Genomic DNA, 12,091 nt, shown 5'->3' on the forward strand with positions numbered 1-12,091 from the left:
CCTTCTAAACAGGGTGTTTGGCAAGATGGATGGATTGCATTGTGCTGTCGTCGAGCTTGTACCAGCGCAGCGTGGCAAACGCGCAGAGTGACAAGACGCCAGGCACGACGGTGAAGAGGGCGATGATGCAGTACATGGCCGTGGTGGTCTGTTCCGGGGCGTTGGCGACATAGCCGCTTAAGCCCAGCGTCCAGCCAACAATCGCGCCGCTGATCGCCATTCCCAGCTTGAGTACGGCGAGGAAGGTGGAGAAGATCACGCCGTCCATGCGTTTGCCCTGTTTCCATTCGCCGTAATCGGCGACGTCCGCCATCATTACCCACATCAGCGTGGTGGTGGCCTGGTAAAGGGTGGAGACGATAAACGTCATGGGCACCAGAATAAGCACTGACTTAGGCGCAAAGAACAGGGCGATGCTGAGTACCCCCGCCAGTACGGAACAATATCCAAACATCTGTACTTTGCTGACGTTCTGCGTCAGACGTTTGGCCAGCGCACTGCCTGCGGCTTTCCCGAGAATATGCGCCCCGAGCATCTACATAAAATAGCTTGCGCTACCGAGATAATAAGTGACGAAATACATCATTGCGCCAAGGCGAATAACGCCAAAACCAATGTTGGTTATTACCAGGACGGCGACAACCCGCCATTGGTCGTTTCGTAATAAATCCCGCAGTTCCGCAAGATAATTATTGTGGGTAGCGGGAGCCTTAATTCGTTCACGCGTATTGGCGAAGCAGATCCAGAACATGATGACCGCGATGGTCGCCATAATGGCCATCGCCCAGCGGTAGCCCAGTAATTTATCATCGCCGCCTAAAAACTCTGCCAGCGGCATCATAAAGAATGTCGACAGCGCGCCACCCAGCGTGGCCAGGAAAAAGCGATAGGACTGGAGGGAAATTCGCGCATCGTTGTCGGGCGTGATCACCGCGCCCATGGAGCAATAGGGAATATTGATTGCGGTATACATCAGCATCATCAGGGTATAGCTGACGGTGGCGAAAATCATTTTACCGTGCAGATCGAGCGATGCCGGCACGGCGTAGGTCAGCAGACAACTTGCGCCAAAGGGCAGCGCCAGCCACAGCATCCAGGGGCGGAATTTGCCCCAGCGCGTGCGCGTCCTGTCTGCGATATAGCCCATCGCCGGGTCTATGACGGCATCGGCGGTTCTCGCCAGAAGAAACATGGTGCCCACGAATGCGGCAGGTAGCCCCACCACGTCCGTATAGTAAAACGTCAGAAAAATAATGACGTTATCCAGCCCAATATGGCTCGCCATATCGCCTAACCCATAACTGATCTTTTCTTTACGGGTAATTATTTCGGTCATTGTATTCACCTTGCCAGTGTAAGGTTTATTTTTGAGGTGCTCCGTAAACAAGGTTAACCATGATGAAAAGGTTAACAATTGCGAGATCTGGCATCGGGGTTACGTAAATTTCTTTTCGTGATACCGGTAACAAATAAAGTATTTAAACAGTGACTTTATACGGTGGAGGATAGGTAACAGCGAATCGTTTCAGCGAAAAAATAGTCATTTCACGGACGCGTCATTGTCATTTAACTGTCATTGTGCAGGGGTAAAAAAGAGGCAAATGGGCAAAGCAGAGGGCATCATGAACGATCCTATGTTTGTCGAAACGCTGATTATCTCCTCATCGTTTTTTATTATCGCGATTATTTTGATTGCTTCCGTGCTGCTGCTGGAAAACGGCTGACCGTTAGCCAGCCGCTGTATTTATTGTTTACGGAACGTCACCAGTTCAGGACGGGCGATACGCAGATAGTCCTGGGTGTCCATAATCACCGACTTTTCCAGCAGGCCGGCGTTAAAGGCGATCTCGTCGAAGCGCTCAAACAGCAGCGGATCGGCGACCAGCGTCAGATCCGGATGAAAGCTGAAGGGGGGAATGGCGCCGAAAACGCAGCCGGTAAGCGCATCCACTTCTGCCGGACTGGCGAGCGAGGCCTTTAGCCCACCGAAATGACTGGCCAGCAGGCTCAGATCGGCCTGCCGATCGGCGGCGAGGATTGCCAGAATATGTTTCTTAACACCGTTGCCTTTTACCTTGCAGACCAGTGCTTTTGCACCCTGTCGCAGATCGGTTCCGCGAATTTCACTGACCGCTTCGCATTTCCCAACGGCCTCATGCGCCACCATGCGAAAGCGCGCCTCCTGCTCGGTTAATAAGCTGATTAGCCGCTGATGGGGCGTCGTCCCGATCACGTCATCAGACATAACGATTTCACCTGTGATTTGCCAATACGTAGCTTGCTACATTAGCACGGGACGGAGAGGGCTGAAAGAAAACAGCCAGCGGGTGCGCTGGCTGTTGGGTCATGCGTTGCTGGTGGACGACTGTTTCTGGAACAGTTCCCGGAAGACCGGGTAGATGTCATCCTGGTCACGAATGTGCTGCATCGCAAAGTTATCGAACATCGCTTGCAGATGCTCATACTCACGCCACAGCGTCTGGTGGGCGCGACGGGTAATTTCAATGTAGCTGTAGTAACGCACCACCGGCAGGATCTTCTTCGCCAGAATTTCATGACACAGCGGCGAGTCATCCGCCCAGTTATCGCCATCCGATGCCTGCGCGGCGTAGATATTCCACTGCGCCGGATCGTAGCGCTCCTTCACCACCTCGTCCATCAGCTTCAGGGCGCTCGACACGATGGTGCCGCCGGTCTCCTGCGAGTAGAAGAACTCATGTTCATCCACCTCTTTCGCCTGAGTGTGATGGCGGATGTAGACCACCTCCACGTTCTTATACGTTCTGCTCAGGAACAGATAGAGCAGAATATAAAAACGCTTAGCCATATCCTTGGTGGCCTGATCCATTGAACCTGATACGTCCATCAGGCAGAACATCACCGCCTGACTGGAAGGCTCCGGCCGTTTTTCGTAGTTCTTGTAGCGCAGGTCGAACGTGTCGATAAACGGCACCCGGTCGATCTTCGCCCGCAGTTCGGCGATCTCTTTTCGCAGGCGCTCCTCTTCCAGCAGTTGCGCGGGTTCCGTGTTTTCCACCACTTTCAGGCTGGTTTCCAGCTCGCGCAGTTCGCGCCGTTTGCCTGCCGTCATCGCCGTGCGTCGCGCCAGTGAGTTTTGCAGTGAACGCACCACGCTGATGTTGGCGGGTACCCCGTTTGCGGTATAACCCGCGCGATGGGTTTTGTATTCGTTGAGCTGACGGTGCTGATTCTTTCTCAGATTCGGCAGGGCCAGATCCTCAAACAGCAGGTCGAGATATTCGTCTTTTGAAATCTGGAAGACGAACTCGTCCTGGCCTTCACCGTCCTGGCTGGCCTGCCCCTGACCGCTGCCAGAACCGCCGCCTCCGCCTTGGGGCCGCTCGATTCTGTCATTCTGGACGAAGTGGTCATTACCTGGGTGCACGCGATGGCGAAGGCCGCCACGCCCCTGATGAAACATCGGTTCGCTGATGTCATCGTTAGGGATGGAGACGGATTCGCCGCTGTCGACGTCGGTCACCGAGCGTTTGTTGATGGCCTCGGAGATCGACTGTTTAATTTGCGCTTTATAACGGCGCAAGAAGCGCTGGCGATTCACCGTGCTCTTGTTTTTGCCGTTAAGACGCCGGTCAATAAACCAGGTCATATATCCCCCGTACTGCATTTGCCAACTTGCAGCGTCCGTAAGTACCGGACATTTTGTTGGCCCGGTAAGCGCGTTACCGGGCACTTGTTTTAAGACGATTTACGCACGCGCAGATACCATTCACAGAGCAGGCGGACCTGTTTGCGGGTATAGCCTTTCTCCATCATACGGTCGACAAAATCGTCGTGCTTTTTCTGCTCGTCGGTTGAGGTTTTGGCGTTGAACGAGATGACCGGCAACAGCTCTTCCGTGTTAGAGAACATTTTCTTCTCTATAACCGTGCGCAGTTTTTCGTAGCTGGTCCAGTTCGGATTGCGGCCGTTGTTATGCGCTCTGGCGCGCAGCACGAAGTTCACAATCTCGTTTCGGAAGTCTTTCGGGTTGCTGATCCCGGCTGGTTTCTCGATTTTTTCAAGTTCCGCGTTCAGGGATTCACGGTCAAACAGCTGGCCGGTATCCGGGTCGCGATACTCCTGATCCTGGATCCAGAAGTCAGCGTAGGTGACGTACCGGTCGAAGATGTTCTGGCCGTATTCGGAATAGGATTCCAGGTAGGCGGTCTGGATCTCTTTGCCGATAAACTCGGCGTATTTCGGGATCAGGTAGCCTTTCAGGAACTCCAGGTAGCGTTCAGCCTGCTCCTGTGGGAACTGTTCACGTTCAATTTGCTGTTCCAGCACGTAGAACAGATGTACCGGGTTGGCGGCCACCTCCGCGTGGTCGAAGTTAAAGACGCGGGAGAGGATCTTAAACGCGAAACGCGTCGACAAACCGTTCATCCCTTCGTCGACCCCGGCGTAATCGCGGTATTCCTGGTACGATTTCGCTTTCGGGTCGGTATCCTTCAGGCTTTCGCCGTCATACACGCGCATTTTTGAGTAGATGCTGGAGTTTTCCGGCTCTTTCAGGCGCGACAGGATCGAGAAGCGCGACAGTGTTTCCAGCGTTCCCGGTGCGCAAGGGGCATGGACCAGCTCACTGTGGTTGAGCAGTTTTTCGTAAATCTTGATCTCCTCGGAGATTCGCAGGCAATAAGGCACTTTGACGATGTACACACGGTCAAGGAACGCCTCATTGTTTTTGTTGTTACGGAAGGTCACCCATTCAGATTCGTTAGAGTGGGCAAGGATAATCCCGTTAAACGGCAGGGCGGAAATGCCTTCCGTCCCGTTGTAGTTCCCCTCCTGGGTGGCGGTCAGCAGCGGATGCAGCACTTTGATTGGTGCTTTAAACATCTCGACAAATTCCATAATCCCCTGGTTGGCGCGGCACAGCGCACCGGAATAGCCGTAGGCATCCGGGTCGTTTTGCGCGTGATGCTCCAGCTTACGGATATCGACTTTACCCACCAGCGCCGAGATATCCTGGTTGTTCTCGTCACCGGGTTCAGTTTTAGCGATGGCGATCTGCTCGAGGATAGACGGCCACACTTTCACGACGCGGAATTTGGTGATGTCCCCGCCAAACTCGTGCAGACGTTTTGCCGCCCACGGCGACATGATCGTACCGAGATAGCGATGCGGAATGCCAAACTCTTTTTCCAGAATTTGCGCATCCTCTTGCGGATTAAACAGGCACAGTGGATGGTCATTGACCGGGCTGCGTTCGCCGTTGGCGCTCAGCACATAGATCGGCACGCGCTGCATCAGCGCTTTCAGCCGTTCAGCCAGGGAGGATTTACCCCCACCGACAGGACCCAGCAGATAAAGGATCTGTTTCTTCTCTTCCAGCCCCTGAGCGGCATGCTTCAGGTAGGAGACGATCTGCTCAATGGCGTCTTCCATGCCATAGAACTCTTCAAACGCCGGGTATCGGGCGACCACCCGATTCGAAAATAGACGGGAAAGCCGTGGCTCCAGGGCAGTATCAACCATGTTTGGCTCACCAATAGCCATCAATAGCCGTTCTGCCGCATTGGCATAGGCACTGCGATCTTGCCGACAAATGGTAAGAAACTCCTGCAGTGTGAACTCTTCGTCCTTGGCAGCTTCGTAGCGCTGGCGATAGTGATCGAATATATTCATGGCATGCCGTCCTTTCGTTTTTTAGCACAGGATAAGAGCCGTTCGTATGAGTAGTGGAGGCTCCCGGAAGAGAATTTTTCGCACCTCACTGCCAGAGCAGCAACCTGTGTGCCAGGTCGAAGGCTATGAACCGCAGGGTGTTCAGCAAAATCTCTTCTTAAATTAAAGCGTAGATGGCAATTGCAAAACTTGCATACGGATAAAATCTACTTTCAATGACATATCAATAACTCATCCAAAAATTTCCACTGCGGTTATAAGCGAAAAGTGGGTTTTTCATTTATCGGTCACATAAATGAAAGTGGGATGTCATCTGAAAAATGAAAAATAACGGGTTAATCAAACGGATTAGCGCGCAAAAAATTTTGGGATGTACGGGAATGGCGGTTACACTTCACCCGCTGATTATTTGACTACAGGAAAGAATGGATTGTGACCAAACTCAAACTTCTGGCATTGGGCATCCTTGCCGCTACCGCAGCGAGCACCGTACAGGCTAAGAGCCAGTGGACTGTTGGCGCGGGTGCTGGCGTGATTAACAGCCCGTACAAGCAGTATGACCGCGACGTTTATCCTGTCCCCGTTGTCACCTATGAAGGCGATAACTTCTGGTTCCGTGGGTTGGGCGGTGGCTACTATCTGTGGAACGATACGGCCGATAAGCTCTCCATCATGGCCTATTACGATCCAACGCACTTTAAACCAGGCGATAGCGACAGCAATGCGCTTCGTCAGCTGGACAAACGCAGAAGCTCACTGATGGCGGGGCTTTCTTATGTCCATAATACCGAGTATGGCTTCCTGCGCACTGCGCTGGCGGGCGATACCCTGGACAACAGCAACGGCTTTATCTGGGATCTGGCGTGGCTTTATCGCTATACCAACGGCGCAGTGACGCTGACGCCGGGTATCGGTGTGCAGTACAGCAGCGAGAATTACAACGACTACTACTATGGCGTGTCTAAAGCGGAGTCTCGCCGCAGTGGTCTGAAGAGCTACAGCGCGGATGATGGCTGGGACCCGTACCTGGAACTCACCGCTTCGTATAACTTCCTCGGTGACTGGAATGTGTACGGTACTGGCCGTTACATTCGTCTGAGCGATGAAGTGAAAGACAGCCCGATGGTCGACAAGTCCTGGTCTGGCATCTTCTCCGTGGGTGTGACCTACAAGTTCTGACCAGAACGTGATGCATTAAAACGGGGCGCTAGCGCCCCGTTTGTTTTTTTATGATGCCTGAACAATATTAGCGCTTCACAATCTTGATCGTCTGGCCTAAGCGGGACGGTTTTTCTTCGCTGGTTTTCTGCGGCGCGGTCACGCACGCGGTTTCCACGCACACGAAGGTCTTGTAACCGTCATCCGGAATATCCGCCATGCTGACGGAAAGGGCAGGGCCCGGGTTCCAGCCCACCACGTTGCTGTGGTGGTGATGAACCACATCAATACCGCGGTTCAGCGCGCTGTCGTGGATGACGCTACAGGCTTCCGGGTGCAGATACACGCGGTCGGTACGATCCGGGAAAGTCTGCACGCCGTCGTCCAGCTTGCCTTCTTTCGCGTTATCCACTTTGTCGATAAAGGTATCGCCAAGTCCGCTCACCTTAATGGCCTGAATGTCGCCTACGTTGAAATAGGTGTGCAGGGCGGACGTTGTTTCGAACTCGCCGTGCGCTTCCAGTTCAATCTCGCAGGTTTTACCCAGCTTGAAGCGGGCATACAGGGTGAACTCGTGTGGCCACAGGGCACGCGTTTCATCATTCGCCTGGAGTTCAAAGGTCAACACCGCACCGTTTTCATCTTCGTTGTGGGCTTTCAGCGTCCACTGCTGGTTACGGGCGAAACCGTGAGACGGTAATCCCTGCTGCGCTGACGGGCCAAACCATGGCCAGCAGATCGGTACGCCGCCGCGGATCGCCGCCCCTCTTTTGAACGAGGTGGCCTCGCTCAGCCACAGGCCTTCTTCTTCACCTTCTGGTTTCCAGGAGAGCAAGTGGGCACCATTGAGCGCTACGGAGGCTTTAACGCGCGGATGATCAACGACGATGATATCGGCACCGTCGATCTGACGGCGGGAGAGCACAGGGGTAAGTTGTTCGACTACCGGAAGTGCAAAAATTTTATTAATCATTAAGCAATCCTCTGTCTAAAAACAATAAAAAAGGCGACCGAAGTCGCCTTTTAGGATCAAGCACTCATCTCAACTTATTTGGAGATGTGAGCGATCAGGTCCAGTACTTTGTTAGAGTAGCCAGTTTCGTTGTCGTACCAGGAAACCAGTTTCACGAAGTTGTCGTTCAGTGCGATACCTGCTTTAGCATCGAACACGGAAGTGCACACTTCGCCGTTGAAATCGGTAGATACAACGTCGTCTTCGGTGTAACCCAGAACGCCTTTCATTGGGCCTTCGGAAGCAGCTTTGATTGCTTTCTTAATTTCTTCATAAGAAGCAGCTTTTTCCAGACGAACGGTCAGGTCAACAACGGATACGTTAGGAGTTGGAACGCGGAACGCCATACCAGTCAGTTTGCCATTCAGTTCTGGCAGTACTTTACCTACTGCTTTAGCAGCACCGGTAGAAGATGGGATGATGTTCTGAGCCGCGCCACGGCCGCCGCGCCAGTCTTTGTGAGACGGGCCATCAACGGTTTTCTGAGTAGCGGTGGTTGCGTGAACGGTAGTCATCAGACCTTCGATGATGCCGAAGTTGTCGTTGATAACTTTAGCCAGCGGTGCCAGGCAGTTGGTGGTGCAGGATGCGTTGGAAACGATGTCCTGGCCAGCGTAAGTTTCGAAGTTTGCACCGCGAACGAACATTGGGGTGTTGTCTTTGGAAGGACCAGTCAGAACAACTTTCTTCGCACCCGCAGTGATGTGTTTACGTGCAGTTTCGTCGGTCAGGAAGATACCGGTAGCTTCAGCTACAACGTCAACACCGATTTCGTTCCATTTCAGGTTAGCTGGGTCTTTCTCAGCAGTAACGCGGATGGTTTTGCCATTAACAACCAGGTGGCCGTCTTTCACTTCAACGGTGCCGTCGAAACGACCGTGAGTTGAGTCGTACTTCAGCATGTACGCCATGTATTCAGCGTCCAGGAGATCGTTGATACCAACGATTTCGATGTCAGAACGTTTCTGAGCAGCACGGAAAACAATACGGCCGATACGGCCAAAACCGTTGATACCTACTTTGATAGTCATATATTCCACCAGCTATTTGTTAGTGAATAAAAGGTTGCCTGTAAAATTACAAAAACCTTACGCAGCGTCAAGCGGAATCGTGTCAATCATTGCGACAAATCAATCCTGTGACTAACGTTTGTGCGACTGACTCGCCTCACTTTCCCTTTGAGCTAGCAACCACATGGGGGCTGCGCCCGGAATTTTAAAGGCCTCGCAGGATTAAAATGTGAAATTGATCACAATTGCCTGACCGCCTTTTCGCGACACATAAGTTTAGAACAAAAGTGCACGCGCGGGTGTTAATGTTTTGTTAGAATCTGGGTTAAAAGATGTCTGTTTCAACAGCGAGATGTAAGCATATGTCGAACCAACGTAACCCCGACGATTTGAAAAAAAACCTTACAGAGATGCAGTATTACGTGACGCAAAATCACGGCACAGAACCGCCGTTTTCCGGGCGTTTGCTGCACAATAAACGGGAAGGCGTTTACCACTGCCTGGTGTGTGATGCACCGCTGTTTAACTCCCAGACTAAGTACGATTCTGGCTGCGGCTGGCCGAGCTTTTACGAGCCTGTCAGCGATGATGCGATCCGCTACCTGACGGACACCTCGCACGGCATGGTACGCACCGAAATTCGTTGCGGGAACTGTGACGCCCATCTCGGGCATGTCTTCCCGGATGGCCCGCAGCCGACGGGGGAGCGTTTCTGCGTAAATTCGGCTTCCATGAGCTTTACCGATGATGAAAACGGCGACCAGACCAAGGGTTGAAAAAACGATTCAGCAAATTATTCCTTTGAAAGGGAGAGATCATGAATATTGATGACATGATTGCAGGTATGACCCCGGAGGTTTATCAGCGTCTGGTAACGGCCGTTGAGCTGGGAAAATGGCCGGACGGTGTGGCGCTCACACCTGAGCAAAAAGAGAACAGTTTGCAGCTGGTGATGCTGTGGCAGGCGCGTCACAATACCGACGCCCAGCACATGACCATCGACACTAACGGTCAGATGGTGATGAAAAGCAAGCGCGAGCTGAAAGAAGAGTTCGGCATCGCGCCGAAGCCGATTGCGACCTTCAAATAAAGCTCCCATGTAGGCCGGGTAAGCGCTAGCGCCACCCGGCACACTACATCTTAGTGCGGGATCCCAAGCGACTCCGCCAGCTGTTTCGCGAGCTGGTTTTCGTCGTCAGCCCCATACTCCCAGAACATGGCGCCAGCCAGACCTTTCTCCTTGATGTAATCCGCTTTGATCGCCACGGAACGCGGGTTCTCATAGGAAATCGCAAACAGCGTCTTCCCGTCGGCGGATTTCACCGACAGCCACGGCACCTTCGCCTGTTCGTCCCAGTGCTCGGTAAAGCGTTTCTGCGGATCGTTCAGCAGCTTGCGGACGATATCGTTGTATTTCACATAGGTATCTTTGGTCAGATCATAGCCAAGCGATTTGAACAGGCCCAGTTCCTGCGGCCTGAAGTAGGGCTGGGTGACCGGATTGTTTTGTGCGTCCGGTTTGCTCCAGTCGATACCCGGTTCAACGGCGCGCTTCGGTACTCGACCGTAAAAACCGATCCCGAGGTTCATCTGCTGCGGCTTCAGGCCGGCGGCAAGGTAGTTATTAACGACGAAATCGACGCTGTATTTGTCTGCGGCAGCCACCGTTGGCCAGGCGCTGGAGTCATACAGATTCGCGTTAAAATACTGAGTACCGTACGCCATGTCGTAGGTCATCAGGTTGATGTAATCGAGCAGGGGGGCAATGGCTTTCACATCCACCCAGCTTTTCGGACTTTCCGCATTCGCGCCCACCGCAATCGTGACCAGCTTTTTCTTACCAAACGCGTCACGCATCTCTTTTAACAGCGCGGTGAAATTATCCCGGTCGGCAGAGGTGCTCTCGACCAGTCCCCAGGCGCCGTTGACCGGATATTCCCAGTCCAGGTCGATCCCGTCCAGGCCGTATTTACTGACGATCTCCTGCGCGGAGCGAATAAATACCGCGCGACTCTCTTTGGTTGCCGCTGCGCCAGAAAAACCACGCGCGCCCCAGCCGCCAACGGAAAGCAGGACTTTCAGGTTCGGGTTTTGTTTACGAAGCTGAGGAAGTAACGCCAGATCGGATGCCACCTTAGGTGATAACCAGATTTGATGCAGTTTTGCCGGATCTTTCAGCGCGGGGTTGGTTTCGTCTTTCTCGTTGTTATAGACCAGACCAAACGAGTAGTTGAGGTGGGTGATCTGGCGGACGTCGAGTTTATTAATATCACCACCCGGTCCGGCGGTAACATCGCCACCGCCATTGAAGTAGCCCACGGACATCAGGGGCGCGGCGGAAGCCAGTGACGCGCAAAGCAAGGGTAATGCTGCCAGCAAGGGCAAACGTTTCATATAATTTCCTCTTTGACTGAATAAAAATAACCACGCCACAGAAAAGGCGTGGCGAAAAAACAGCCTGAAGAGAATAGCATCGCCGTTTCGCTTGTGATGCGAGGGAGTTCACTTTATGGGAGATCGGTGAGGGGGTTTGCCGGGTGGCGGCTTCGCCTTACCCGGCCTACAAAACCAGGCTGGGTAAGGCGAAGCCGCCACCCGGCTAAAAAAACTTACGCCTGCGTCTCTATCCAGTCAGCCAGCGTATACAGCGTTGCGCCTTCTGCGGCCATATCCATAAACGCCTGGGCGCTGTCCTGCGGCTGAATATTCACCCCGCGACAGCCGTCGGTGATGACATTCACGGTATAGCCCAACTGGAGCGCATCCAGCACGGTGAACTTCACGCAGTAATCCGTCGCCAGGCCCAGCACAATCAGCTCGGTGATCTCATGGTGGCGCAACCACGCGTCCAGCGCCGTCTTCTGACGATGACCGTTATCAAAGAACGCGCTGTAGCTGTCGATGGTTGGGTTTTCACCTTTGTGGAACACCGCGTCGATGGCCTTCTGGTTCAGCAGCGGATGCAGCTCAGCGCCTTCCGTCTGCTGCACGCAGTGATCGGGCCAGAAGGTTTGCGCCAGCCCGTCCAGTTCGCCCTGGCTGTAAGGCTCAACGTTGTGCTGGCTGGCAAAGCTGCCGTGGTTTGCCGGATGCCAGTCCTGACTCGCCACCACCGCTTCACCACGAGCTTTACACCACTCAATCAGCGAATTCGCGACGTCTACGGTGCTGTCGCCTTCCGCGACGGCCAGCGCACCGCCCGCACAGAAATCATTTTGCAAATCGACCAGTAACAGGGCGCGTTGCTTCATGGGACCTC

11 protein-coding genes and 1 pseudogene are annotated in these 12,091 nt (G+C 53.4%); 4 read left to right on the forward strand and 8 right to left on the reverse strand.

All coding sequences use genetic code 11. The features are described 5' to 3' along the window. Positions 1-4: 4 nt before the first annotated feature. Positions 5-1,336, reverse strand: a pseudogene (locus RS584_RS08570) (glycoside-pentoside-hexuronide (GPH):cation symporter). 286 nt (positions 1,337-1,622) lie between these two features. Here RS584_RS08570 and yoaI point away from each other — a divergent pair. Next, the gene (yoaI, locus tag RS584_RS08575; protein WP_017384693.1) at positions 1,623-1,724 is read left to right on the forward strand and encodes a small membrane protein YoaI; all 102 of its coding nucleotides are present in this window, start codon (positions 1,623-1,625) and stop codon (positions 1,722-1,724) included. Between the two features lie 20 nt (positions 1,725-1,744). On the opposite strand, the gene RS584_RS08580 is transcribed toward yoaI, so the two are convergent. From RS584_RS08580 to yeaG, 3 genes are all read right to left on the reverse strand, one after another. Next, a complete protein-coding gene (locus RS584_RS08580) occupies positions 1,745-2,245 on the reverse strand; it encodes a YbaK/prolyl-tRNA synthetase associated domain-containing protein (protein WP_193041549.1) in 501 nt (166 codons plus the stop codon). A 99-nt stretch (positions 2,246-2,344) separates the two neighbouring features. Then, complete coding sequence (locus RS584_RS08585) at positions 2,345-3,628, reverse strand: YeaH/YhbH family protein (protein WP_017384692.1); 1,284 nt, start codon at positions 3,626-3,628, stop codon at positions 2,345-2,347. Between the two features lie 89 nt (positions 3,629-3,717). Continuing rightward, positions 3,718-5,652: a protein kinase YeaG gene (gene yeaG / locus RS584_RS08590; RefSeq protein WP_006809140.1), complete on the reverse strand. Its 1,935-nt coding sequence runs from the start codon at positions 5,650-5,652 to the stop codon at positions 3,718-3,720. Positions 5,653-6,084: 432 nt separating this feature from the next. Here yeaG and RS584_RS08595 point away from each other — a divergent pair, with 432 nt between their 5' ends. Next, positions 6,085-6,831 carry a MipA/OmpV family protein gene (locus RS584_RS08595; RefSeq protein ID WP_315749352.1) on the forward strand — a complete coding sequence of 249 codons (747 nt, stop codon included), beginning with the start codon at positions 6,085-6,087 and terminating at the stop codon, positions 6,829-6,831. A gap of 67 nt (positions 6,832-6,898) precedes the next feature. On the opposite strand, the gene RS584_RS08600 is transcribed toward RS584_RS08595, so the two are convergent. Both RS584_RS08600 and gapA read right to left on the reverse strand, forming a co-directional pair. After that, positions 6,899-7,783, reverse strand: coding sequence for a D-hexose-6-phosphate mutarotase (locus tag RS584_RS08600; protein WP_315749354.1), 885 nt, complete (start codon positions 7,781-7,783; stop codon positions 6,899-6,901). A gap of 74 nt (positions 7,784-7,857) precedes the next feature. Further along, positions 7,858-8,853, reverse strand: a complete 996-nt coding sequence (gene gapA, locus RS584_RS08605; protein ID WP_006809136.1) for a glyceraldehyde-3-phosphate dehydrogenase — start codon at positions 8,851-8,853, stop codon at positions 7,858-7,860. A 341-nt stretch (positions 8,854-9,194) separates the two neighbouring features. Between gapA and msrB the strand changes: the two genes are divergently transcribed. Further along, positions 9,195-9,608, forward strand: a complete 414-nt coding sequence (gene msrB, locus RS584_RS08610) for a peptide-methionine (R)-S-oxide reductase MsrB (RefSeq protein ID WP_047727413.1) — start codon at positions 9,195-9,197, stop codon at positions 9,606-9,608. Positions 9,609-9,649: 41 nt separating this feature from the next. Next, the gene (locus RS584_RS08615) at positions 9,650-9,922 is read left to right on the forward strand and encodes a YeaC family protein (RefSeq protein ID WP_017384688.1); all 273 of its coding nucleotides are present in this window, start codon (positions 9,650-9,652) and stop codon (positions 9,920-9,922) included. 50 nt (positions 9,923-9,972) lie between these two features. Here the strand turns inward: RS584_RS08615 and RS584_RS08620 are convergent, their stop codons facing one another. Both RS584_RS08620 and pncA read right to left on the reverse strand, forming a co-directional pair. Then, complete coding sequence (locus RS584_RS08620) at positions 9,973-11,226, reverse strand: glycoside hydrolase family 18 protein (protein ID WP_315749356.1); 1,254 nt, start codon at positions 11,224-11,226, stop codon at positions 9,973-9,975. A 215-nt stretch (positions 11,227-11,441) separates the two neighbouring features. Continuing rightward, on the reverse strand, positions 11,442-12,083 hold the full coding sequence (gene pncA / locus RS584_RS08625; RefSeq protein ID WP_193041551.1) for a bifunctional nicotinamidase/pyrazinamidase: 642 nt from the start codon (positions 12,081-12,083) through the stop codon (positions 11,442-11,444). Positions 12,084-12,091 lie beyond the last annotated feature (8 nt).

The sequence above is a fragment of the Enterobacter sp. DTU_2021_1002640_1_SI_PRY_ASU_LCPMC_013 genome (assembly GCF_032389435.1).
GTDB lineage: Bacteria > Pseudomonadota > Gammaproteobacteria > Enterobacterales > Enterobacteriaceae > Enterobacter > Enterobacter hormaechei_C.